The organism is Clostridium sp. HV4-5-A1G, assembly GCF_900184915.1.
GTDB lineage: Bacteria > Bacillota > Clostridia > Clostridiales > Clostridiaceae > Clostridium_B > Clostridium_B aromativorans.
This window is the reverse complement of sequence record NZ_FXYI02000003.1, coordinates 28,486-49,446: the sequence shown is the minus strand read 5'-3', so window position 1 is coordinate 49,446 and position 20,961 is coordinate 28,486. Positions and strand designations below refer to the sequence as shown.

General features: G+C 34.6%; 33 protein-coding genes. 1 reads left to right on the top strand and 32 read right to left on the bottom strand.

The window, feature by feature from the left end; all coding sequences use genetic code 11:
* Position 1: 1 nt before the first annotated feature.
* From J5G60_RS00930 to J5G60_RS18975, 24 genes are all read right to left on the bottom strand, one after another.
* Positions 2 to 1,123 (bottom strand): XkdQ/YqbQ family protein, encoded by a 1,122-nt coding sequence (locus tag J5G60_RS00930; RefSeq protein ID WP_236035033.1) that lies wholly within the window; start codon positions 1,121 to 1,123, stop codon positions 2 to 4.
* A complete protein-coding gene (locus J5G60_RS00925) occupies positions 1,107 to 1,541 on the bottom strand; it encodes a hypothetical protein (RefSeq protein ID WP_150356076.1) in 435 nt (144 codons plus the stop codon). The genes J5G60_RS00930 and J5G60_RS00925 overlap by 17 nt, the downstream gene beginning before the upstream one ends.
* Positions 1,542 to 1,554: 13 nt before the next feature.
* Entirely contained in the window at positions 1,555 to 3,726 is a 2,172-nt protein-coding gene (locus tag J5G60_RS00920) for a phage tail tape measure protein (RefSeq protein WP_236035031.1), read from the bottom strand.
* 112 nt (positions 3,727 to 3,838) lie between these two features.
* Entirely contained in the window at positions 3,839 to 4,360 is a 522-nt protein-coding gene (locus tag J5G60_RS00915) for a PH domain-containing protein (RefSeq protein ID WP_150356075.1), read from the bottom strand.
* Positions 4,361 to 4,602: 242 nt separating this feature from the next.
* Positions 4,603 to 5,058, bottom strand: a complete 456-nt coding sequence (locus J5G60_RS00910; RefSeq protein ID WP_150356073.1) for a hypothetical protein — start codon at positions 5,056 to 5,058, stop codon at positions 4,603 to 4,605.
* An 11-nt stretch (positions 5,059 to 5,069) separates the two neighbouring features.
* Positions 5,070 to 5,957 carry an Ig-like domain-containing protein gene (locus J5G60_RS00905; RefSeq protein ID WP_150356072.1) on the bottom strand — a complete coding sequence of 296 codons (888 nt, stop codon included), beginning with the start codon at positions 5,955 to 5,957 and terminating at the stop codon, positions 5,070 to 5,072.
* 6 nt (positions 5,958 to 5,963) lie between these two features.
* On the bottom strand, positions 5,964 to 6,395 hold the full coding sequence (locus J5G60_RS00900; RefSeq protein WP_150356071.1) for a hypothetical protein: 432 nt from the start codon (positions 6,393 to 6,395) through the stop codon (positions 5,964 to 5,966).
* A 9-nt stretch (positions 6,396 to 6,404) separates the two neighbouring features.
* A complete protein-coding gene (locus tag J5G60_RS00895; RefSeq protein WP_150356070.1) occupies positions 6,405 to 6,836 on the bottom strand; it encodes a hypothetical protein in 432 nt (143 codons plus the stop codon).
* Positions 6,837 to 6,841: 5 nt separating this feature from the next.
* Positions 6,842 to 7,216 carry a hypothetical protein gene (locus J5G60_RS00890; RefSeq protein ID WP_150356069.1) on the bottom strand — a complete coding sequence of 125 codons (375 nt, stop codon included), beginning with the start codon at positions 7,214 to 7,216 and terminating at the stop codon, positions 6,842 to 6,844.
* On the bottom strand, positions 7,213 to 7,488 hold the full coding sequence (locus J5G60_RS00885; protein ID WP_150356068.1) for a hypothetical protein: 276 nt from the start codon (positions 7,486 to 7,488) through the stop codon (positions 7,213 to 7,215). Before J5G60_RS00885 ends, J5G60_RS00890 begins: the two co-directional genes overlap by 4 nt.
* Positions 7,489 to 7,497: 9 nt before the next feature.
* Positions 7,498 to 7,692, bottom strand: a complete 195-nt coding sequence (locus J5G60_RS00880; protein ID WP_150356067.1) for a DUF7210 family protein — start codon at positions 7,690 to 7,692, stop codon at positions 7,498 to 7,500.
* A 51-nt stretch (positions 7,693 to 7,743) separates the two neighbouring features.
* Positions 7,744 to 8,784: a major capsid protein gene (locus tag J5G60_RS00875; protein WP_150356066.1), complete on the bottom strand. Its 1,041-nt coding sequence runs from the start codon at positions 8,782 to 8,784 to the stop codon at positions 7,744 to 7,746.
* Positions 8,785 to 8,802: 18 nt separating this feature from the next.
* Entirely contained in the window at positions 8,803 to 9,144 is a 342-nt protein-coding gene (locus J5G60_RS00870) for a hypothetical protein (RefSeq protein WP_236035030.1), read from the bottom strand.
* A gap of 14 nt (positions 9,145 to 9,158) precedes the next feature.
* Entirely contained in the window at positions 9,159 to 9,803 is a 645-nt protein-coding gene (locus J5G60_RS00865) for a phage scaffolding protein (protein WP_150356065.1), read from the bottom strand.
* Positions 9,787 to 9,975, bottom strand: coding sequence for a hypothetical protein (locus J5G60_RS00860; RefSeq protein ID WP_150356064.1), 189 nt, complete (start codon positions 9,973 to 9,975; stop codon positions 9,787 to 9,789). Before J5G60_RS00860 ends, J5G60_RS00865 begins: the two co-directional genes overlap by 17 nt.
* Positions 9,976 to 10,023: 48 nt before the next feature.
* Complete coding sequence (locus J5G60_RS00855) at positions 10,024 to 10,323, bottom strand: hypothetical protein (RefSeq protein ID WP_150356063.1); 300 nt, start codon at positions 10,321 to 10,323, stop codon at positions 10,024 to 10,026.
* Positions 10,324 to 10,381: 58 nt separating this feature from the next.
* Complete coding sequence (locus tag J5G60_RS00850; protein WP_236035028.1) at positions 10,382 to 10,567, bottom strand: hypothetical protein; 186 nt, start codon at positions 10,565 to 10,567, stop codon at positions 10,382 to 10,384.
* A 56-nt stretch (positions 10,568 to 10,623) separates the two neighbouring features.
* Positions 10,624 to 10,863, bottom strand: a complete 240-nt coding sequence (locus J5G60_RS00845; protein ID WP_150356062.1) for a hypothetical protein — start codon at positions 10,861 to 10,863, stop codon at positions 10,624 to 10,626.
* A gap of 13 nt (positions 10,864 to 10,876) precedes the next feature.
* Complete coding sequence (locus tag J5G60_RS18755; protein ID WP_150356061.1) at positions 10,877 to 13,033, bottom strand: hypothetical protein; 2,157 nt, start codon at positions 13,031 to 13,033, stop codon at positions 10,877 to 10,879.
* A 58-nt stretch (positions 13,034 to 13,091) separates the two neighbouring features.
* The gene (locus J5G60_RS00835; RefSeq protein ID WP_150356060.1) at positions 13,092 to 13,652 is read right to left on the bottom strand and encodes a sunset domain-containing protein; all 561 of its coding nucleotides are present in this window, start codon (positions 13,650 to 13,652) and stop codon (positions 13,092 to 13,094) included.
* A 51-nt stretch (positions 13,653 to 13,703) separates the two neighbouring features.
* Positions 13,704 to 15,146, bottom strand: coding sequence for a phage portal protein (locus J5G60_RS00830; RefSeq protein WP_150356059.1), 1,443 nt, complete (start codon positions 15,144 to 15,146; stop codon positions 13,704 to 13,706).
* Positions 15,146 to 16,489: a PBSX family phage terminase large subunit gene (locus tag J5G60_RS00825; RefSeq protein WP_150356058.1), complete on the bottom strand. Its 1,344-nt coding sequence runs from the start codon at positions 16,487 to 16,489 to the stop codon at positions 15,146 to 15,148. The genes J5G60_RS00830 and J5G60_RS00825 overlap by 1 nt, the downstream gene beginning before the upstream one ends.
* On the bottom strand, positions 16,489 to 17,253 hold the full coding sequence (gene terS / locus J5G60_RS00820) for a phage terminase small subunit (RefSeq protein ID WP_150356057.1): 765 nt from the start codon (positions 17,251 to 17,253) through the stop codon (positions 16,489 to 16,491). The genes J5G60_RS00825 and terS overlap by 1 nt, the downstream gene beginning before the upstream one ends.
* Positions 17,254 to 17,313: 60 nt before the next feature.
* A complete protein-coding gene (locus J5G60_RS18975; protein WP_268905660.1) occupies positions 17,314 to 17,448 on the bottom strand; it encodes a hypothetical protein in 135 nt (44 codons plus the stop codon).
* Positions 17,449 to 17,603: 155 nt separating this feature from the next.
* On the opposite strand from J5G60_RS18975, the gene J5G60_RS00815 reads away from it, so the two are divergent.
* A complete protein-coding gene (locus J5G60_RS00815) occupies positions 17,604 to 17,741 on the top strand; it encodes a hypothetical protein (RefSeq protein ID WP_190972157.1) in 138 nt (45 codons plus the stop codon).
* A 158-nt stretch (positions 17,742 to 17,899) separates the two neighbouring features.
* On the opposite strand, the gene J5G60_RS00810 is transcribed toward J5G60_RS00815, so the two are convergent.
* The 8 genes from J5G60_RS00810 to J5G60_RS00775 all read right to left on the bottom strand — a co-directional run bounded on the left by J5G60_RS00810 (position 17,900) and on the right by J5G60_RS00775 (position 20,959).
* Positions 17,900 to 18,256: a helix-turn-helix domain-containing protein gene (locus tag J5G60_RS00810; RefSeq protein ID WP_150356056.1), complete on the bottom strand. Its 357-nt coding sequence runs from the start codon at positions 18,254 to 18,256 to the stop codon at positions 17,900 to 17,902.
* A gap of 193 nt (positions 18,257 to 18,449) precedes the next feature.
* On the bottom strand, positions 18,450 to 18,899 hold the full coding sequence (locus J5G60_RS00805; RefSeq protein ID WP_150356055.1) for a transcriptional regulator: 450 nt from the start codon (positions 18,897 to 18,899) through the stop codon (positions 18,450 to 18,452).
* Between the two features lie 268 nt (positions 18,900 to 19,167).
* A complete protein-coding gene (locus J5G60_RS00800; RefSeq protein ID WP_190972156.1) occupies positions 19,168 to 19,329 on the bottom strand; it encodes a hypothetical protein in 162 nt (53 codons plus the stop codon).
* Positions 19,330 to 19,358: 29 nt separating this feature from the next.
* Positions 19,359 to 19,607: a hypothetical protein gene (locus J5G60_RS00795; protein ID WP_150356054.1), complete on the bottom strand. Its 249-nt coding sequence runs from the start codon at positions 19,605 to 19,607 to the stop codon at positions 19,359 to 19,361.
* Entirely contained in the window at positions 19,604 to 19,750 is a 147-nt protein-coding gene (locus J5G60_RS00790) for a hypothetical protein (RefSeq protein ID WP_207707991.1), read from the bottom strand. Before J5G60_RS00790 ends, J5G60_RS00795 begins: the two co-directional genes overlap by 4 nt.
* A complete protein-coding gene (locus tag J5G60_RS00785) occupies positions 19,737 to 19,925 on the bottom strand; it encodes a hypothetical protein (RefSeq protein ID WP_150356053.1) in 189 nt (62 codons plus the stop codon). Before J5G60_RS00785 ends, J5G60_RS00790 begins: the two co-directional genes overlap by 14 nt.
* Before the next feature lie 13 nt (positions 19,926 to 19,938).
* Positions 19,939 to 20,181: a hypothetical protein gene (locus J5G60_RS00780; protein ID WP_150356052.1), complete on the bottom strand. Its 243-nt coding sequence runs from the start codon at positions 20,179 to 20,181 to the stop codon at positions 19,939 to 19,941.
* Between the two features lie 58 nt (positions 20,182 to 20,239).
* Positions 20,240 to 20,959, bottom strand: coding sequence for a hypothetical protein (locus J5G60_RS00775; protein ID WP_150356051.1), 720 nt, complete (start codon positions 20,957 to 20,959; stop codon positions 20,240 to 20,242).
* Positions 20,960 to 20,961: the final 2 nt, after the last annotated feature.

The window sequence follows — 20,961 nt, the reverse complement described above, 5'->3', positions numbered from 1 at the left end:
TTTAGCTTGCCTCCTTTATTAGTCCGGAAGCAAGTAACTTAGGCAACTCATATATTTTTGTTTTATCTCTCATGCCTTGAAGCTGTAATATGTTTGTATACCCATTATCAGCATTGACTTCCGTATCTATTCCAACTACTAAATAATATCCTGGATCTGCATTGTCTCTTAATAATTTTACTATATGGCCTATATCAATGTCCCTATTTCCAGCCGTGGGAAGTATAGTTAAAGGTGTACTGTTCCTCCAGTATTCTAGGAACTGCCATCCTGCTACAGCTTTCCTTTTTTCCTGTGTATTTGCAAGTGGATTATCTATTATGTCATACCATCTTTCATCATTCAAATATTCAGTCATGGTTGGATCTTCAAATTTATCAAATGCAGTATAGTCTTTATTTTCAATTTTCACAGGGCAAGTTATTTTAAGCACGTTTTTCATTAAAGATGCATCCCTTCCAGCATTATCAGAAGAATTATTACTAGAATCCCTGTATGTCCAGTCAAAATGGTTTGAATCTCCACCACCCTCAATATATGAAGGATATTGATCTTCTAAATAAATGGTACCACTTTTACCACACCTGATAGATGCATGCATTGTTTCTATAAAATTCTGTATAACATCCATAAAAACAGTGCCATCAGATATAGTTAAGTTTGAAATACTGTAGTTGGTACCACCTGAACGGTGGAAGCTCAGCCCTACTCTACTTATCAAATTCGCAATGACATCTGCTGCAGTAGTCGCTCCATATTTTATCTCTCCATCACATACATTCAAGAGCCTATAGAACATATCATGGCATGTTAAGGTTATAGTTTTATCCTCTTCATTGTATTCATATTTTTTAATGACTCCTGAAAACTGGCATACAGTATCAAACCATATTTCTATTCTTGCATAATTATCTATGATTCCTGAAGTGCCTCCCTGAAATGCAGCTAGAGGCAGCTTTTCATACTCCATAATTATAGTAGCTTCAGCAACTTGTGTATCTCTAGCTCTGTTTATCCTTATACTTACAAGACTGTTTCTGACTATAATTTTATCCACATCCTCAGTACCGTAATTTACATAGCCCATCTTTTTATATATCTCTACTCTAAAATCCATCATCATCACTTACCCATCCAGAAACATCATGATTACACAAAAGCTCTGTAGATATATAATATATGTCCCCTTCAATAGGAGTATCAGGATCAAATTTCTCCTGGATATAACCTTTGTAGGTAACTCCAAACTCATTTATAAGTGTAAATCTCTCTGTGTGCCTGCTTAAAAAGGTTAAATATTTTTGTGCATTGGCCTGTGTTTCTGCATCTGTATTCCCTTTGATTTGAAATGCTGCAGTAAATTCAATTATGCAATCAGACTTCACATTCTCCTGGAATTGAGTATAACCAGAAATAGTCCTTATACCCTTCCTGAAATAAGATGGACGGGGTGGCTTATAGTTTGTTATAACAGCTCCGGTATCCGAACCATCTGAATATAAAAATTGTATATTAAATCCTTCAATCCTTGGTATATCCAAGCTGAACCACCCCCTAGTCCCTTATAACATCATTCATGAAGAAATCCACCAACCCATTTTTAAGCGAACTCTTTGCCATGGATTTTACTTCATCTGTAAGCTTTGCAGTTCCTTTTTCTCCAGTGTCCGCAACAGTTACATATAGATTTATTTTTGGATCAAAATTAAGTAATTTGGCTCCAAGGTTGCTTAATATACTGCCTTTACCATTTCCATAAGCATTATTTCCCATTACAGCATTATCAAGTCCCGAAAAACCTGGTTTTACATTGCCTAAATTCTTAATACCATTGACCAAACTTAACAACCTTTGTCTTATCGGGCTTTCCATTTTATCTAAACCATTTATATATCCTTGGCCGGTATTGGTAGCATATTCAGCAAAAACAGTCGAAGGAGAGTGTATACCCAAAGCCGCTTTAAATGTATTCTTTATAGAACTTGCTATAGACATTACTTTATCTTTTATCTTTCCAGCCATGCTGCTTATTCCATTATATAATCCTTGAAATATAAACTTCCCTATAGATTTAAAAACCGATCCAAGCCCAGTAAATATCAATTTCCACCCATTAGCAACTGCGCTTAAAAATTTTCCAAAGCCTGTAAATATTATCTTCCATCCTTCAACGGACTTAGAAATAAAGCTCCCAACACCTTTTATAATATTTTTTATAGCATTGCCAAAGACAGATGCATACTTTTTAAAAGCATCCCAATGTTTTATAACTTCATATACTATTAGACCTAATCCTGCTATTATTCCAACCGTAATTAAAACAGGCGGATTAATAATTGCTGGCAAAAGCTTAAAAATATTTGCAGCACTTCTAAAGCCATTGAATATTTTTGATACTGCTGAAACTGCAGAGCCAATTCTACTCATAGCCTTAACCACTGTAGCAGTTGATGTTATTATTTTCCCAAAAATAATCATTGTAGGTCCAAAGGCTGCAGCCATAATTCCCAAATAAACAATTGTAGTTCTAATTGGCTTTGGTAAATTAGAAAATCCATTGGCTAGAGCAGATATAAAATTTGCAGCTCTTTTAATCCCTGGTGCAAGTACATCTCCTATTCTTATACCTAAAGTTTCAAGTGACCCCTTCATTGATTCAATAGCACCTTTAAGATTATCTTGCATTGTATCGGCCATTTCTTTTCCTGCGCCATTACAATTTTTGAGTCCTTTTTCTAGGTTTCTAAATTTTTCTGGGCCCTGGTCTACCAATGCAAGCATTCCGGACATAGCCTCTTTACCAAAAAGAGTCTCCATTACATTGGCTTTCTGCTGCTGTGTAAGTCCGGAAGTTTTATCTCTCAACTGTTGGATTACATCTCCAAGAGGTAGCATTTTACCATGTGCATCAAAAAAGTTCATTCCCAACTCTTGCATTGTTTTAGACGCTGCTTTTGTAGGGCTTGCCAAATTCGTCAGTGCAGCTCTCAAAGTAGTACCGGCCTGTGAGCCCTTAATTCCAGCATTACTTAATAATCCTATGGCTGCAGTTGTATCCTCAAAGGAGATTCCAAGAGAGTGAGCTACTGGCGCAATATATTTCATGGCCTCTCCAGTATCGGTTATCCCTGCGTTTGTATCCGCTGCGGTTTTTGCCAATACATCCGCAACATGCGTAGCCTGTCCAGCTTCCATTCCAAAACCTCTAAGTGAGCTGCCTGCTATATCAGATGCTGTTGCTATATCAACATTTCCTGCCGCTGCCAAGTTCAACATTCCAGGCATAGCTTCCAATATTTCATTGGTTTTAAAACCCGCAGATGCTAAATTTTCTTGTCCTTCGGCAGCTTCTGTAGCACTAAATGCCGTATCGGCTCCAAGTTTAATAGCCTGCTCTCTTAATTTATTTAAGTCATTTCCTGTTGCTCCCGATATAGCTTGCACTTTGGACATTTGAGCTCCAAAATCCATGGATGTTTTTACTGCAGCAGCTCCAACTCCAGCAAGAGGTATCGTAAGTGCCTTAGTAGCAGTGGAGCCAACTGTATTCATGGCTCCACCTAAGCTTTGTATCCTAGTTTCCGTGGAATTATTGGAATTCATAAACTGCTTCATTTGCTGCCCTGCACTTTTAAGACCATTTGTAAATCTCGAAGTATCTAACTCCATAAAAGCTACTACAGAACCTGCATTTATTGCCAATTTGTCACCCCCTTTTTTAGACATAATAAAAACACCTACTATAAAAGTAAGTGCTAATCTATATCTTCATCTTCAGATTATTTAACAATTATTTTTGCATACGAATTCCATTTTTTAAAGAACCATCTAAATGGCCCTACATCTTTGCTAGTAGTTCGGTTTTCTTTTTAGTAAATTCTTGCTCTGTGAGTATACCTTGACTTTTTAATTCTGCCAATTTCTTTATCTGGTCTGGTATATTTTCAGATCTCGATTCCGCTGTTGGCTTTTTTAATTGTTCTCTAGCTGTATTAATAGCATCTATCATAGGCTGTAATGTATCTTTAGTTACATTATCTATTAATATTTTTGAAGCCCCATGCCAAATTTCTATTTTCCCCAAAATCAATCCTCTTTTTTGCCCTATAGAATTTATTTTTTCTAAAGGGATTTCTTTCTGCTTTAAGCCAAAAACCATACCTTTATCTAAAAATATAACTCTTTTATTAGTACATGTTATAAGCCATGTATTCCCATCTAAAAAACCTGATGTCATATATCTTATTTCTTCATCTTTCCTTAATACTTGTGGTAAAAATTTAATTTCTTTTTTAGTACCAAAAGTATCCGTAACATTAGCCTTTTTCATCTGTCTTTTAATCTCGTTTAATGATGGCATAACAAATCCCCCTTGTAAAATTCATATTTTATTAACTGTATTGTAACAAAATGTATAAACTTTGTCCAATATTAGCTATCTATAGAGGCTTATTATGTTTCATCATCCATTTAATTGTCGATTTATTATTATCATCTATAACATGCCTTTTATTATCACCCCATTTAGGAGTTCTTGGTTTTTCTTTGGAAAGTTCACTCAATATATAATCGCATGCCTCATCAAAGCAAAACGCATCATAGCTATTTTCTATGTTTAAAATTTGACTTGGCCTTATTTTGTATATCCTTGACATTGTTATTATCGAGAGTATCCTTTGTGACCTTACGAAAGGATTTCAATCCTTCCACCCCCTGTTGGCTGTAGGCCCAAAGTTCAAATTTCTGCACATCCGTGAGCTTCAAACCTGCTTCTTTTAATTGCTCTATACTCGGCTCAACCAGAGTATTTTCGCAAATTATATCTATTATTTTCCCATATTCTTTTAAGTCTATTTTTTGAATATCTTCCTGATAAAATAACTTTCTTGCTACTCCTAAAAGCTGATTAGGTATTTCTCCACTTTGGCATAGTCCCAAAATTGAAAGTCTTTTTACTCTTACCCGAATAAGTTTATCGCCAGCAAAAGGCTGCAATTCTATCACTTCTGTAGACTGATTTTTTAATTCTTCCATACTTGTTACTTTTAATTCATCCATTTAAAACCCTCCTATGCTGTAGTAAACTCAACTGTTACTGATGTTGTATTGCCACTTCCATCAGCTTTTCTTATGGATGCCGCAGTAGCTTGATAAGTTACACCAGCGCTTATACTTGTAGGCACAAAAGTAATAATCTTTTTAGTTGTATCCATAGTTACATCACCTGGAACAACTGATCCATCTGATTTTTTAGTAACCTTGAAATTAGCAGCTATCACATCTGCATCATTTACAGCATCAGCAAAAGTCCATGTTACTCTGCAATCAGATCCTATGGTTACTCCTGGTGTACCTGTAGATTCATCCGGATTAGTCGGTTCTGGCGGATTGGGTACAGTTGGTGTAGTCCCTCCATCATCTACGCTTGGCAATTCATCTACAAAAGTAATATATACAGGTTTCTCACCTTTCTTGGGCCTGCTAGTTGATTCAAATTCTGGTACATAAAACTTTCCATCCTCGAATTGAAATTCAACCGGTGTTCCTTTATTATGTTTGAAAGAAAATTTTGCATACCTAAGAGTTGAAGAATCATAGTCCTTCTCCTCACTATATAGATTTAAAGTATACGGTGCTTTATTAACTACCTTTCCTACTTCAGGCCCTTCATATCCATTTTCTGTAGCTACGCCACCATCTATCAATGCCATAAGCTCTGGCGAAAATGTATTATCTGTGAGCTTTGTGTTATATCCAATACAAATATCGTCAGTTCTATTCATGGCAATTATTCTATTTTTAACTCGTAGGATATCTTCTTTCCCTTTACTTAAATCAGGTTTTGCATCTGCTTTTTCAGCAGTATCAAAAATAAAGGCTTCATTTGTTATTTCATTTATTATCTCTGCTAACGCTATATTGGCAATTGGCAAAGATGAAGTTTCAGTCTCTGACATTCTATTTTACCTCCTTAATCTCTGGAATGTTTGATATTCCAAGGTTTGTGTGTATCCATTTACTGTATTATCTAAAACAACCGGTGTAATATTCCCTGTAGGCCTTATATACTCTCTCAACCCGCTTAAAAAGCCTTGGATTTGAACTGTGTAAGGTTCTATACCTGAATAATTTGTTGCAGGATAATATATAATTACGTCTAAAGTCTGTGACCCTATTTGGTTACTGCCTTGAAATCCCATGGTCCCGGTATTCTTTACTACAACATAAGGAGATGTACATTTTCTTTCATGTTGTCCTGGAGAATATACATCTACACCTTTACTTTTAAGTAATAAAAAAACACGCTCCCATACGGTACGTGGTTCATATAATCCATCTATATAACTTTGTAATACATCTCCTGGAACTGCATATTTAAAATTAGCCTCTGCCATATCATCACCTTATTTTAAAAGATTAGTCATTCCACTAATAAATTCAGGAGTAAGCTTCCTGACTGTAGGTCTTAATATTGCATACTTTCCCTCATTGGCAAGTTCAAGCTGTTCAAAAGAAGGCGCTACCTCCATGCCAACCTCATCATCTCCACTTTTACCTTTGGCATGTGCCAATTCAAGATATGGAGAATATTCCATATTACCAGCTACATAAGCACTGCATTTATCATTATCTTCCCACTTAAACCCGCCTTTTATCGTCTGCCTTGCATTTCCGGTCCTATCTTCCCATTTTGCATTGTTTTTAGCGTAGCCTTCCATTTTTTTACCGGAGCTATCACAATAAACTCCTACTGCCGATTTCATTCTATTGTGTACTTCACCCATTGTAGCAATCTTTTTTAACATATCGGTAGCATCAAATTTAAATCCATCCACGGTTCTCACTCCTTCCTTTTCAAATAAGTATCCCAGACAATATCTTGAATGTTCCCTTTGTCTATTATTTCATACATAACATCATCAAGTTTAAAATAGTCATGCTCTTTTATTTTTTTAACCTCGTCATCAACTATCATCAAAAGCCTGTCCTGATAGTTCCTGTTTAAGTTTGCAGCGTCTGTGCTATTGTTGACTATATTAACAGAAGTGCTTCCTATATGATAATATCCCTTAACAGTTGAAACATATTGATCTTCCTCATATTCTCCAAAAATATTTTTTCCTGCCCTCAAGATTATTATATCTTTCATAAACGGGGTAATTTTTTTTATGAGCTGACTCCTTATCCTCTGCTTCCTCGTTTCATCCCATCTCATTGATCATCAGCCCTTTGCATTGATGTTATATAATTCGGAGCTGGTTTAAATTGTTTTGCAAGTGCAAGCCAATATTCTCTATTGCTAGAAAGTTTTATATCAGATAAAGTAAGCGAATCATCTGCTACAGCTTTTTTCATGCATCCTTCATAAGATGCAGCCTGTACATCTCCATTATTTTTATCTAGCAACAGCTGTAAATCCTCATCATCAAAATAAGGATACTCTTTCTCCTGGAGGTTAAATTTCAATATATTCAAATCGCTGGTCATAATCTTCACCTACTTACTGGGCGGATTTTGTGATGTTTGCTGATTCTGTACTGGCGGAATATAACTTATATATCCTTTACCCTGAAGTTCTTTTAAATCAGATTCCCTTATCTTGAGTTTTTCTCCTGCCTTCTTAATTTCATTGTCATATTTCATGTTCAATTTAAGAGTTACTTCAACCATAGTTTCTTTGACCGCTGCCATTTATATCACCCTTTCATAAAATAAAATTGAGCATAGAGAAAATTGAAATCTCTATGCTACTGTTGCTATAAATACCTCATCTGAATGCTCAAATGAAGGCATACAAATTTGAGATACTTTTGTCTGTATCTGCACTGGATCTGTTTGTTTTACAGTAGTTACAGCTATACCATTTCTAACTATAGAAACATTAGCAGATGCGCCACTCATCAAATCAGCTTCCTCAGGGGTTGTACCGTAATGAGTATTGCCAAGAGTACCTTTTGGAATTAATGTTATCTTGTTATCTGGATAATACGGCAGCTGGGTAGTACCATCTTCAGCAAAATATTTCCCGTTTTCAATCGCTACGCTTACCCCCAATTTATTTTGAAGATATGCAGTTATGATTGCATCAGTCATTATAGTTGTGCCATCTTTATTTATATCAAGCTTTATAGCTTTGTTTTGCTTGATTAAATTGAATGTAGCCTTGGTCATAACAAGTATTGAAGGAGTTACCCCCTGATCTGTTTCTATGGTATTTACCCACCTTTCTATATCTCCTACAATGTCAGCATTGTCAAAATCACCCCATTTGGCAGTTCCAGCAAGTACTTCCTGATGGCCTGCAGGTATTTCAAAATCCAGTGATATATCTGAATCATCTGTAGAAATATATATTTTGCCGTCTGAAAGTAATTGCATTCTCATTCTTTCGGCTTGAACATCAGCACCATCAACAAGAGTAGAAATATCGCTGTATATATTATTAAGAATTAAATCTCTCATCTGCTGATTATTGGCCTGCATAGCTAAAAGTAAATTCTGCCTGTCTCTTTCCTTTATTACAACAGATTCCTTGAAAAACGGCATTTCTTTAGTTTTTTCATCAACACTAGCCCTTAATGCTCTAACTCTTACAGCTACATCAAAAGCACTAGGCTTCAACGCTACTGCTTTATTCTTAGCTCCCTTTATAAGAGTTATATCTATCCCCATTTGTTTTACTGCTGGAAACAATGCTGCTCCTAATAAATTTTGCGGCGGTAAATTTGTTATATATGTTGTTATGTTCTCAGGATTTAAAACATCCATAAAATTAATAGGCATTAATTATCATCTTCCTTTCTAGACTATTGATATAAGTTTCATTGCTGCAAGTGCTTCGGCTGCAGGCTGAGTAGGTATCTGTTTGCTGTCTATAATTCCATGAACAACTACCGGCACTGTTTCTGTTCCAGTAGACTTGGTAAAATCTACATCTTCATATACAAAACCATAAGCCGTAGCGTCATTAACTATTTTCCCAGTGTTATCTACAATACTTCCAGCAGGTAATATCTTTTTTCCATTTGAATCGGCTGTAATTAATGCAGCACTAACTTTAACAGGTAAACTAATAAAGTGCTGTGCATCTCTAAGTATATTTTTGTTTTCTCCAAATATTGTTCTTGATGATTGAATACTCAATTTTTATTCCCCCTTTATTTTAATAAGAAATCGTCTATACCTTTGGCTGCTTCCTGCTGCTCTGCTCTCTGTTTTGCGAGTTTTTCACCTATATTCATAACTTTATCTGTACCGGATGATCCAGGATTGCCTATATGGCCAGTCCCACCTTTGCCCTGATTTCCACTTTGATTTTCATTTCCAGCATCATCATCAAACAAATAACCATCAGATTCCTTCAAGCCTTCAAGCTGTTCTTTTAACCCAATAATATCTTCTCCGTCTAGTTTCAAGTTTTCTAGGTTTAAAAGTGCTTTTACAGTCTTAGGATTTTTGGCCTTGGCATCTGTAAGAGCTTTATCAAGTTTAGTATCAAAATTCAGTTTTTCAATCTTGGCTTCATAATCTCTGGCAACATTTTTATTTTCATCTTTGAGCTTTTCAATTTCCGCTGTGAGTTCCTCATTTCCTTTAGCTTTCTCCTTCAAGTTCTCAAGTTGTTTATCCCTGTCCTTTAGCTGTTTCTTATAATCCTTAATTGAATTATTGGCAGTATCCAATTCGGTTTTCTCAACATAACCCGTGCTATCCACCAAATCAACATCAGCATATTTCTTTTTAACGTCTTCTGGTATCTGGGCAAAAGCAGCCTCTCCTAAAATTTCATTTAACTTCGGCATTACACTGTTCCTCCTTATTTTTATTTATTAAGTCATTAATTTTAACCGTGATATCATTCTTCACTGCATCAGGAACCCTTTTATCTTCTATGACCCCTTTCAAAATATTTATAAATCCATTAAATGCATTAGTTCCTGTAATATCTACTTTTACAGATAGATCTTTTGGCATTAATATAACCTCCCTTCTAATTCAGATCAAAAATAAAAAGCCTTATTTCTAAGACTTATTGGAATTGCAATTTTCATTAATGGGATTTAACATAAAAGATTTCATTATATTTTCATGTATCTGTTCCAAGCTTGTATGTATATCACCATACTCACCCATTTTAATAGTTATGGGAGTATAAGGTTTTGCTGCTGGTTCCATTAAAGAACTTGTTAAACGTGCTCCACAATTATTTGATAGTTTCTTGGGTAACTTCAAATATGCACAAACCTCCATTCTTTTATTGCTACACTTTTTAGCATCCGGGCATTTTGAACATTTTTCTGACAATCTACTTATAGAACTCATAATTTACTCCCTTCATACTTTTGCCTAAGCTCCTGCATTATTTCTTTGTTTTGTTGGACTATTTCATCATACCTCCCCTTTTATCTGCATAAAATGAAGTATACTCCTGATTACAGTATGGACAAACAAAATAAGTTCTCTGGACATTTTCATCTATCCATTTTGTTTTAAGTTTTTTTATTTCAAATTGTTTCCCACATCTATCACAGTTTACCTTCAAATTTTTAATAGATTTTTTCTGCAAAATGTAATCCCCTCCATAAATAAAAGCACCTACTATTTTCACTTAGTAAGTGCTTTTTAATACCACGCTACAAGATCATTGTCTTTAAAATCCTTTTTTGAAGCATATTCCTCAATTCTTTTAATAGCATGTGCAGCATATCTTTTCCCAAAATCTTCTGTTGAATCCTTTAGAAATAATCTTTCTTTGGTTTTTAAATCTAGTGCTACTTTCCCAGGATGTTTTTGGTTATCCTCCGGGAAATACTCATATATCACTCTATCATCCGTCAATTCTATTAATTTTATAGTTACCAATACCCATCCCTCCTCAATCTAAATTATTTTCCTTTAAGTATTTAATTAGCGCCTTATCGTAGTTATATTTACTTTCAGCTAATTTATGGGCTTCCTTATAATTTTTATTATATCTGTTCATCAGCTCATATTCAAGTCTTTCATGTTTTAACATTATTATGTCATGTTCTTGAATACTTTTTCCTTCTCTAAGTCTTTGCCATGACTGTGACATATCATAATCAGCATCAAAATTTCTATGCCCTCCATATAAATCATATTTATTTATAAACACATGATTATAAACTTTTTCTATTGATTTGACATCAATTCCAGTATTTTTAGATATTGTTTCTATCTCTAAATTCTTATCTCTATTTCTCACTGATTTATAGTATTGTTCAGCATGTTTTTCTCTTAATTTATTATCAGGATCATTTTTACCCGTCAATGCCCCTCTTATTGCTCCTTTGTCTTTTGCTATAGTTTTATTTCTCATGTCTTTAAATGATTTTAGCCATTTTCTCATAGCTAACCCTAACTCATTAGGCTTTGAGAGTTCTGCATTCATAAATACTTCTGCAAAAAACTCCCCATAACTTTCCCTACCGTATCTTGATATGTTACTATTAAAATCAAATTTAGGATTATTTTTCTTTGCGATATCAATTATTTCGTCATAACAACGCTTTTTAACCTTCATTTCAATATCGGTATACCATTTAAGCACTGCTTTTGAAGTCTTTCTCTTTGTGTTTATAAATTGCATAGGCTTGTCAGGTATCCAGCCTTTAGCCCTCATTTCATCCTCTATTAATTTATTTTGAAGCATATGCCCATATTCATGTGTAACGGTACTTATAGATAATTCTTCATTAGTTAGTGCCCTTGGCATAAAATAACCCTTCTCTGTCGCTGTTTTCTCATATTTTATTAATTTATTAAAATTACTGTAATCATCTGGACACAAAGATAGATTTTGTCTGGTCGGATTCGTTGCTTCGTTTGCTACATAAGCAATTGCATTGCCACCTCTGCTTGATGAGCATATAGTAGTATTTACAGAATCATGAATTACACCATATTTATTCTCTAATTTTTCTAATTGTCTTGTATTGTTTATTATTAATTCTGGGTCGACATTTTCCATAAAACTATCTTCAACCTCTGTAAAGCCTACTTCATTTATAAGTACTTTCTTCGCATCTTCTATTGTTTTTATACCATTATTTGCTGTACTTTTAATACCTATTTTACTCTCTCCACTGAAATAATTGCCATATTTATCATACCAGGAATCCAGCGCTGGATCATTGCCACCTTTTACCCAGCTATTAAGTCTGGAACCTATATTCTCCAAACTATCATCCAACAAAGGTTCTTGATAGCACAAACCATTCGGATGATCCATTGGGCAATTTTTAAGCAAATACTCTTGTCCATCTCTTTCTTTGCAAAGAGGACATGTCCTACCTGGGGCAAATACGCTGTGCCATTTTACTTTATTGACAAAAGGATTTTTCTCACAACTTTTAAGCATTGATAATGTGTAAGCATGGCTTATGGAGGTTCTTGCAAGTCTCTGGGCATTATAATCTATTGTTTTAGCCACATTAGGGTAAACTTTTTTCCAGTCCCAATCTTTTTTAGAATTCGGATTTACATATGTCTGGAGATCTTGAGCTAATTCATAAGCGCTCTTCTTTTCTGCTATACCCTTTTGAATTATCCTATCAATGTCCCCATTTACTTTATTGCCATTAAACCATAGTCTTTGAGAAAGCCCTTTGCCATCTTTATAAAAGTCTCCTGATACAATATCCTTCAGTACATCATTAGGAACACTAGAAAACATATTTTTAAAAGATTCGCTCATCCCCAGACCATTCTCTACATTGATCTGTTCAAAGAAGTTCAGCTGTATATCAGTGGCATTTTCAGCACTCTTTTCTATATTCTCAGATACAATATTTTTAAGCACTGAATTCATTTGCTTAATCTGTGTTCTTACAGCTTTTTTATAATCTTTTGCCCATCTCTCTGTGAGGCTACCCTTTTTCGCTTTATTTGCTTTTGTCTCCAGACTTTTGGCAACATCTCTATATAAATCTCTTATCTTTTTGTATTGATTTAAGGTCAATTTGGATTGTTTTTTTCTGGAATCTTCAATTAATTTTTCATATTTATTCATAGTACCACCGTTCCAAATTCTAAACATAAAAAAATAGCACTTGATGTGCTATAAAAAATTACTGTTTTATTGCTCTGTACCCTGCTGATTCTGCCTCTGCGGCTGTCTTAAAATAAACATTATTGCTGGTTTTTTGCATCTCTTTTTCATAATATGGATCTCCAGGCAGGTGATATATCTTACTGTCAGTGTCACCTATAATTGTCCCTTTTCCACTTGCATCCACATATTGATTCCCACTGCTCGTAGTAGTTGTTGTATTTGAACTAGCATTCTGTACTGGAGTAACATCAATTTTTTGAACAGGTATTTCCTTGACTTCTTGAACTGGAATATCTTGAAACGTAGACTTTTTTACACTTCTAGGTTCAATTGCCACCACTGGTCCTTTTACAGATACATTAGATGTTTTAACATCAGTAGTATTTACATTATTTGCTGTTACATTATATTCTCCAAAGAACATTAAGAAAAATAATCCTAAATACAAAACAGCATATATTCCATATCCTAATCCTGCTTGCCACTTCTCCCTAAAAAGTATTGGTTTAGTCATAATAGATAATATAAACAATACCAGAAATATGAGTCCTACAACATAATATATCCACTCAATCATAAGAATCTCTCCCTATCAAGATGATACTATTTATGCATATTGTACCATATTTTAAGGAATATTGTCAGTGTTTGGAACTATTTGTTCATTTTCTGCCGCTGTTATATCCGCTATATCCTTGATTATTTCATCCATCTCCCCATCAACATCCTCTGTATTAGAGAAATCTTTGATATAGGACTTGTGACTCCTTACATTACTCTGAACTTCTTGCATGGCCAATGTCTTTTTATCGTCTATATCTTCAGGTATGGGGAAATTATGATTGAATACAATGTTAAATTCCAAGTCATCCCATTCATGGTTCCAGTCCTTATAACAATTAAACTTACTACAGCACTCAATAATAAGCCTTATCAAATCTTTTATAATTGGCTCCCATGTATTCCATTTTTCATTGCACCTGGCTATCAAGTCATTATACAAGTACTTCAAAGCTTTGGCTGATGGAACATTTTTCAGTTCTTCCTGCCTTGGCATGTCCAGCATCTCATACATATCTTTTTCAGCCCTGTCAAGAAACTTCTCCGCGGGTTCAGCTGAAGTAAACGAACTCTCAAGCCTTTTTGCATCCGCTGTATGCTCATCTATACTTTTCAATGGTATTATTGCACCCGGTGCAACCTTGCAGTTGTTCACACTGCTTTCATCAGCATCTATGATTACACGCTCTCCGAACATATTGAACCTCAATGCATCAGCATAATCTGAAACTTTTCTGTTATAACTGTTCTGCGCATCTCTAAGACCTGTTACATCACTTTGCCCATGTATATCTCCAAGCATGGCATCATTCAATACTACCCATGCAGGAAGCTTATCCAACTTTGTATCCACTGTTTCTGTGGATATAGGAGTATCAAAGTTCCCTCCTGAAAATATCTCTATATTATGGACACAGGTACCTCCATTCAGAGTATAGGTATGTCTATACCATATCTGTTTATCCTGCTCTAAATCTGCTGTATCAGGCTCTTTAACTACAAGAATAATCTCCTGAAGCTTTTTATAATTGCTTGAGGTAGTTCTATAGGTAAAATCATTAATAGAGTTGTAAAAAATATTTATCGGCTGCTCTGGATTGGCTTCAATCCTTAGAAGCACTCTTCTTCTGACAGTGCAGTCTAAAAAAGCCTTTAGAGTATCACTCCAAAAGCTATTATCTGCCAAAATTTTATCTATAAACTGTCTTAATTCCTCACATTTATCTTTGTCCTTTGTATCATAAGGCTTGAATAAAATGTCCGGAGGCACACTGAACATAAATCTTGCCTGCTTTCGGAGCAGTGGGCCCACTTTATTTCTTATATCCTGAGCAGGTACATAATCCAAATTATCATTAATTGTCCAGGACTGCCCAATGGTATCTGGATCGCTTATTGCAAGCTGTTCATCTTGGCATTTGCCCTTGTAATAGAAATAATCATTCTTACACTGCTTTCTTTCTTTGAGCTGCATATCTGTTAGTTTTAATAGCTGATGTTTGATATTCACTAGAATACGGCACCTCCCTTCCTTCTATGATAAATATTGCTTTTAAGTCCCCTGCCTTTTTCATAAACACTGTCTGCATATTTTTTCTCTTTTATATCAGCAACCTCATACCCATCAAGGCCATACCATATAGCTGAAAATGTATGTGGATCAATATTAAATTCATCCTCTATGATTTCATCATTCTTATCTACCGCATAGGTCAAATCTTTAAGTTCTGCTATGGTATTGGTACAATTACTGGAACATACTATTTTCTTAAACCTCTTTACCTTCTTGGTGTTCTGCAACCTGGATCCTTGAAACTTTTTAGTTCCTCTAATATTAAAACCCTGCTGTCTATAATATTTAATTGTCTTAGGTTCAGCTGAATCCGCATTTATTTGTTCCTGGGTGTCTTTAAATTCCGCTATCTCAATTGCAGTTCTATCGTCTGTCATTTGATTCTTATAATACTCCCAGTAGATATAAAGTATCTTTTTATCATCATCAATACACATTCTTACAATAGCATTGTATGAAGTTTCAAAACCAAAATCCATGCCAACTCTCCTGATTGGATTTTTTATATTACCTATAGCTTGAAGCACTGCATAATGTGGAGCAACTTCAAATTGCGGAAGTACTCTCCTGCCATTTACCCCAAATCTGCCTCTCCTGGCTATTCTGTATAAATCAGGGTCATATGTTTTCAGTTCATCAAGCTGCTGTATATAGCTTTTGGGCAAAAATAAATTATCATCCGGCAATGAGTGATGATAATAGGTGTTTTTTCTTATGACTATTTTCTTTTTATAGAGCTCCTCATCATCAAGTATGAATATTTTTTTCTTTTCATCTTTGAAGAAGTGCTTGTATGTCCAATTATCTTTGCTCACAGGATTAGTAGAAAGTATCATATGCAATGACAAGCTTGGATGTCTTAAACGCCCAAGAAGCTCCTTAAATCCTGCATATTTTACCTCTGAGCATTCTTCTATCCATACTATAGAAACATTGTTTATAGACTTTAATTTTGAAGGTTTGTCCATACCCTTAAATATTATCTTTGATCCATTAGGGAACTTAACCTGCATTGGTGAAGCTGTGAACTTAATTCTATTATCAAGGCCCATATCAATTACTATTTCCTCTAAAAGAGAATAGCAACTGTCTCTTATAGTATCAAATACTTCTCTGACTACAAGTGCAGTTCTTTTCTCTTGTAGAAGCTTCAATATCAGTTTCAGAGCCACATGATAACTCTTTGACGATCCATAACCTCCAACTAAAAAATAGAATTTATAATCCCAGTTGAAAATAAAATCTTCAAAACTTGGATTTACTTCTTTTTCTATAAGCATTATTCATCACTTTTTCTTTTTATCATAATTTCTATAGGTTTATCCTTATCATGATTCTTAACTTTGTCAACCTCACATCTCAACTTCTCAATCCTCAATTTCTGTTCCTCTGTAGCCTTATCCCAATTATTGTGGAGCATTTCATCATACTGCTTGATAAGACTCCTTAACTCTGACATAGCCCTTGATTGAGCCTGCAGGAATGTGGCCTGTCTGTCCCATGCAAATTGGAACTCATATTCATATTCTTTCTCCGATTCATTGGTAGAAGTTTTCTCTGTACTTCTATCCTTGGTCTTAACCTTGGATTTTTTAAGTTCCTTAATCATTTCTGATTTTTCAGTAACATCCATAATTCTTTGGGACCTTGCTATGGCCGTGTACTGAATTATTATATTTTCCCACAGCATATCCAATGGATTTTTAACCATAATATCCTCCACTATATCTATTGTTTCAGGTGGAAAAATCTTAGAAAAAAAGCCATGCGTTTCAGCGTTTTTATTACCTTTCGGTACACTGCTCACATGGCCTTTTGAGTTCTTATTTTTGGGTTGGGCACCCTTTTTTCGTTTGGAACGTTCCATATCCTTTTGGAGCGTTCCATTCAATTTACTGTCCCATTTATCTTTATTCTTCCACCCTCTTATGGTTCCAGGTGAAAGACTTAGCATCTCTGCAATCTTCACTAAATCAATATTTCCATGATTCTCTTTGTAAATTTCAAATGCTTTATCCCGATTCGGGCTTCTCTGTCTCGGCATGTCTACACTGTCACCACCTGCCTATTCGTTTTGTTTTGGATATGTAAATATCTTTAGCTTCTATTTAAGCTTTTTACCATCTTTATAAACTATACTTTTCCCATCATTTACATGTTGAATAACTTCTAAAAATAATTTAATTTTTCTATATTGGCGAATACTATTTATAACAAATCTAGCCATTATTATATACACAACAAATCCAACTATAATTTGAAAATCATATCCATCAATAAAATTTGAATATTCTTGAAGATTTTTTTGGCCTTCATACTTTTTTCTACCTTCTTTACATAAAAATATTTAAATTGCTAACAATATAAATATTAATTCTTAAGGAGCTTGACACTATGCATAATTTTAGAAACTTAATAGAAAATTATATTTCAATAATATCTGCAATATCATGTACAATAAAACTTTTAAAAGAAATTAAAAAACTATTTAGAAGAAAAAAATTCGACATAAAATTAATAAAAGCAACATGATTTTCAATATAATTTTTTATTAACTACATTATGCATAATATCAAAAGGCACCCAGCTAACACCAGGTGTCTTTTACAAGATATAGGAATTATATTTATGGCATATAAACCATATTGGAGGCCCCATTTAACCCTGGAGCCACAGGTTTATTGAGGGTATTAAAATCTATCTTTATATTCATTTGCCAATCTTTTCGGAGTGTCCCATGTGACACATGGAGCGACTTCTTTGTTCAATACTATATCTCCATTAGGCTTTGTCTTATATATTGATCTATTCTTTTTTACAAATGTACTATCTCCCATATATCTATTAGCCTGGTAATTTACTGCCTTTATTATTTCACGTCTTTGAGTTAGGGCAGTTTGATGTTGTCTTTTCAGACATCCAAAATTTCTCTGGATACATTTCTTAACTGTATCCTTTTTGCAATTCAATTTCCTGGCAATCTCAGGAGCTGTAAACCCTTCGTTGTACAATTTCTCAACCTGCTTCTTATCTACAATCGCCTTCATCCAACCAACTCCTAAAAAAGAATATAGTTCACCCAAACCATAAAAGGGGACATATTTTACTTTTACCAAATTGAATTCTTCAAATTTCATTTATATTATATATCATCCTTCCGAAAATTTTTCCCAACTTTGTCCCACTTTTGTCCTATTTTTGTCCCACGATTTTTTGCTATTTAAAAGGCAACAGCATTTTTCAACTATTGCCATACATTCTTCCCCATCTAACGATATCCTCCAGTATATCTTCCCGCCATCTGTAAGCAGTACTTCTTACCCCACCATACATTTCATTGGCAATCCACCCAACACTCTTGTTCAACTTATATTTGTAAGTAATAAATTTCATAATTTCTTCTGATAGTGGAGGGACTGTCAGCACTTTTTTCAATGGAGCTATGTTTCTTTTTAACTGTCTTATCCTGGCCATATTCTTACGGAGCTTTTTATCTACACACTTCAATTCATCCTCAAGCTGTCTAATTTCCTTTGTATCTTCTGAGTGTTTTATATCCCACTGGATACTTTCCTCCTGGTCCTGAAGATCCTTACAATCAATTTCCAGCAGCTCCATTTCCTTAAGGTCTCTGAAATAGCCATATAGTTTTCCCTCTGTCTTTTTAAATGTCTCCTTGTCCACTGGCATTCCCTCCTACTTTTTATTACTTATGTCTAAACACCATCACTACCATTGCCATTACTCCAACAAATATGCCCATACACAAAAGGTACAAAACCACAAAACAAATCAACTTATCCATACTTTTCTCTCCATATACAGAATCCCAGTCAACCCGTCCCGCCCGAAATCTTCGATATGATAATACTTCCCAAATTCTTTCGTAATCCTGATTTTCTGCCTAAAGTTCCAGTAAGGTATTCCCATTGCCCTGATTTTAGTACTCTTATTCATTTCACCACCTGCCCCTTATACGGCCACGCTTATTGCATCTTTTAACTGATTTTCCCACAACTTCAAATACCATATTTTCTTTTTCTTTAGCTTTTTTAATTTTTCGTTTCTGCAGCATATTGTATGTCATTTCAGCTTTTTGTCTAGCTGTTAGTTTCTCCATATACACCACTCCTAAAATTACCAGAATAATTATTTGATTTCTGCACATTCTATTTGTAAGCTTTTATTTAGCTTCATTTTGTTCCTCAGTTCAGGAGCTTTCACCCCTGGACTTTTTCTATATCTATAACCCTTGCAATACCTGAAGTCTTTTTCTTTTAGCATTTTCTGCCATTGCCTTTTATCGGGTTCTCTGTAATGTTGGAATTTATCCGTATAATCAATTTTGCATCTTATAAAATATTTACAATCAATGCAATCCTTTTTTCTTCTACTCATTTCTCCCTCCTTGCCCTTTCCTCCCAATCAACTTTTTCCGCCTGCAGCTTGGCAACTTTTTTAAAATCCTTCTCCAGCTCCGCAATTCTAATTTCGTTTTCCACTTTTGCTATGGCCTGGCGATAGAATTCAGTCATAAGCATCTTCATATCTCTTTTCAAAATATTCTTTCAGACTTTTCATATCCACAGTAATCTCTCCAGTTTTCTTATCCATATCTACATTAATGCCATCCTTCTTAAAATCATCTGCTAGTTTTTTGCTTCTTTCCATGTGTTCTTTAAATCTTTGTTTCATAGATTTATTTTTATTACTCATATTTCATACTCCCTCAATCAACTATTCTTATTGACATACCATTAAATTCATTTCCAAAATCACTATTTAACTCCATATTCTTTAATAAATTTTCCCCTATAATTGATGAGAAGATTATCTTTTCTTTACGTGTCAATTTATTATTGAATTTCATATCAAGAAATTTATTTTTGCCTTCTATCACTATTGTTGCCTCATTTAATGTAGTTTCCCTAATATGTTTATCAATGTAAGGTGTTATATCAATTTTTGGCATTTTGATACCTCCCCATAAATTTCATCCAGGGCACAGCATAAGCCATGCCCTAAAACTACTATGAAATTATCTTAACTTCCTGGACATCTTTCAATTGTTCCTCCAAATATTTCTTTATCCTGCCCATGGCTTCATTTCTCCAAGCTCCGCCATCTGCTTCAAATAAAGCTGCTGCTGGTCCCGATTGCATCCTGAATATAAACTTACTTTCAGGTTGCTCAATTTCAGGGAATGTCCTGTATGGTGCCAGAACTACTGGATTAGGAACAACCACATTGTTTACACTTGCAACTCCCGTTTTTATGGTAGCTGCCTGGCTTACTCCATCATCACCAACCTGTTTTACAGCTGAATCCTTTATGTTTCCAACTACTTTTAACAAAAGTGCTCTGTCTTTGTTATCTATAAAACTGCTCTGCAGCATGATATTAAACTCTTCTGGATCTGTAAATCCATTAAAATAAATGTTATTCGGCAGTAATGCTTTAACAGATATATAATTTTCTCGGTCCTTATCTTCTCTAAGTTCAGAATAAAATTCCACTCTTTCAGGACTAACAACATGTATTAAATTCTGTCCACTATATTTGCTATCTATTCCCGATTTGATATAGTCTACTAAAGCTGTGAGTGTAGTAACTGTTATTGCTGCAGGTGTCGGCTCTTTTACTTTATATACCTGGTTAGTTGTAAATTTCTTGCCATCAATTTCAAGCACCTCTGTTTGTCCTAACCCCACTAAATACTCCAATGCTTCTTTTTCTGTATAATTACCCATTT

What these genes read in the sequence shown, in the direction of transcription:
- J5G60_RS00930 (WP_236035033.1), bottom strand. Translation starts at nt 1,123, where the DNA reads ATGATGATGGATTTTAGAGTAGAGATATATAAAAAGATGGGCTATGTA.
- J5G60_RS00920 (WP_236035031.1), bottom strand. Translation starts at nt 3,726, where the DNA reads ATGTCTAAAAAAGGGGGTGACAAATTGGCAATAAATGCAGGTTCTGTA.
- J5G60_RS00915 (WP_150356075.1), bottom strand. Translation starts at nt 4,360, where the DNA reads ATGCCATCATTAAACGAGATTAAAAGACAGATGAAAAAGGCTAATGTT.
- J5G60_RS00910 (WP_150356073.1), bottom strand. Translation starts at nt 5,058, where the DNA reads ATGGATGAATTAAAAGTAACAAGTATGGAAGAATTAAAAAATCAGTCT.
- J5G60_RS00905 (WP_150356072.1), bottom strand. Translation starts at nt 5,957, where the DNA reads ATGTCAGAGACTGAAACTTCATCTTTGCCAATTGCCAATATAGCGTTA.
- J5G60_RS00900 (WP_150356071.1), bottom strand. Translation starts at nt 6,395, where the DNA reads ATGGCAGAGGCTAATTTTAAATATGCAGTTCCAGGAGATGTATTACAA.
- J5G60_RS00890 (WP_150356069.1), bottom strand. Translation starts at nt 7,216, where the DNA reads ATGAGATGGGATGAAACGAGGAAGCAGAGGATAAGGAGTCAGCTCATA.
- J5G60_RS00885 (WP_150356068.1), bottom strand. Translation starts at nt 7,488, where the DNA reads ATGACCAGCGATTTGAATATATTGAAATTTAACCTCCAGGAGAAAGAG.
- J5G60_RS00880 (WP_150356067.1), bottom strand. Translation starts at nt 7,692, where the DNA reads ATGGCAGCGGTCAAAGAAACTATGGTTGAAGTAACTCTTAAATTGAAC.
- J5G60_RS00875 (WP_150356066.1), bottom strand. Translation starts at nt 8,784, where the DNA reads ATGCCTATTAATTTTATGGATGTTTTAAATCCTGAGAACATAACAACA.
- J5G60_RS00865 (WP_150356065.1), bottom strand. Translation starts at nt 9,803, where the DNA reads ATGCCGAAGTTAAATGAAATTTTAGGAGAGGCTGCTTTTGCCCAGATA.
- J5G60_RS00860 (WP_150356064.1), bottom strand. Translation starts at nt 9,975, where the DNA reads ATGCCAAAAGATCTATCTGTAAAAGTAGATATTACAGGAACTAATGCA.
- J5G60_RS00855 (WP_150356063.1), bottom strand. Translation starts at nt 10,323, where the DNA reads ATGAGTTCTATAAGTAGATTGTCAGAAAAATGTTCAAAATGCCCGGAT.
- J5G60_RS18755 (WP_150356061.1), bottom strand. Translation starts at nt 13,033, where the DNA reads ATGAATAAATATGAAAAATTAATTGAAGATTCCAGAAAAAAACAATCC.
- J5G60_RS00835 (WP_150356060.1), bottom strand. Translation starts at nt 13,652, where the DNA reads ATGATTGAGTGGATATATTATGTTGTAGGACTCATATTTCTGGTATTG.
- J5G60_RS00825 (WP_150356058.1), bottom strand. Translation starts at nt 16,489, where the DNA reads ATGCTTATAGAAAAAGAAGTAAATCCAAGTTTTGAAGATTTTATTTTC.
- terS (WP_150356057.1), bottom strand. Translation starts at nt 17,253, where the DNA reads ATGCCGAGACAGAGAAGCCCGAATCGGGATAAAGCATTTGAAATTTAC.
- J5G60_RS00815 (WP_190972157.1), top strand. Translation starts at nt 17,604, where the DNA reads ATGCATAATTTTAGAAACTTAATAGAAAATTATATTTCAATAATATCT.
- J5G60_RS00810 (WP_150356056.1), bottom strand. Translation starts at nt 18,256, where the DNA reads ATGAAGGCGATTGTAGATAAGAAGCAGGTTGAGAAATTGTACAACGAA.
- J5G60_RS00805 (WP_150356055.1), bottom strand. Translation starts at nt 18,899, where the DNA reads ATGCCAGTGGACAAGGAGACATTTAAAAAGACAGAGGGAAAACTATAT.
- J5G60_RS00800 (WP_190972156.1), bottom strand. Translation starts at nt 19,329, where the DNA reads ATGGAGAAACTAACAGCTAGACAAAAAGCTGAAATGACATACAATATG.
- J5G60_RS00795 (WP_150356054.1), bottom strand. Translation starts at nt 19,607, where the DNA reads ATGAGTAGAAGAAAAAAGGATTGCATTGATTGTAAATATTTTATAAGA.
- J5G60_RS00790 (WP_207707991.1), bottom strand. Translation starts at nt 19,750, where the DNA reads ATGCTTATGACTGAATTCTATCGCCAGGCCATAGCAAAAGTGGAAAAC.
- J5G60_RS00785 (WP_150356053.1), bottom strand. Translation starts at nt 19,925, where the DNA reads ATGAGTAATAAAAATAAATCTATGAAACAAAGATTTAAAGAACACATG.
- J5G60_RS00780 (WP_150356052.1), bottom strand. Translation starts at nt 20,181, where the DNA reads ATGCCAAAAATTGATATAACACCTTACATTGATAAACATATTAGGGAA.
- J5G60_RS00775 (WP_150356051.1), bottom strand. Translation starts at nt 20,959, where the DNA reads ATGGGTAATTATACAGAAAAAGAAGCATTGGAGTATTTAGTGGGGTTA.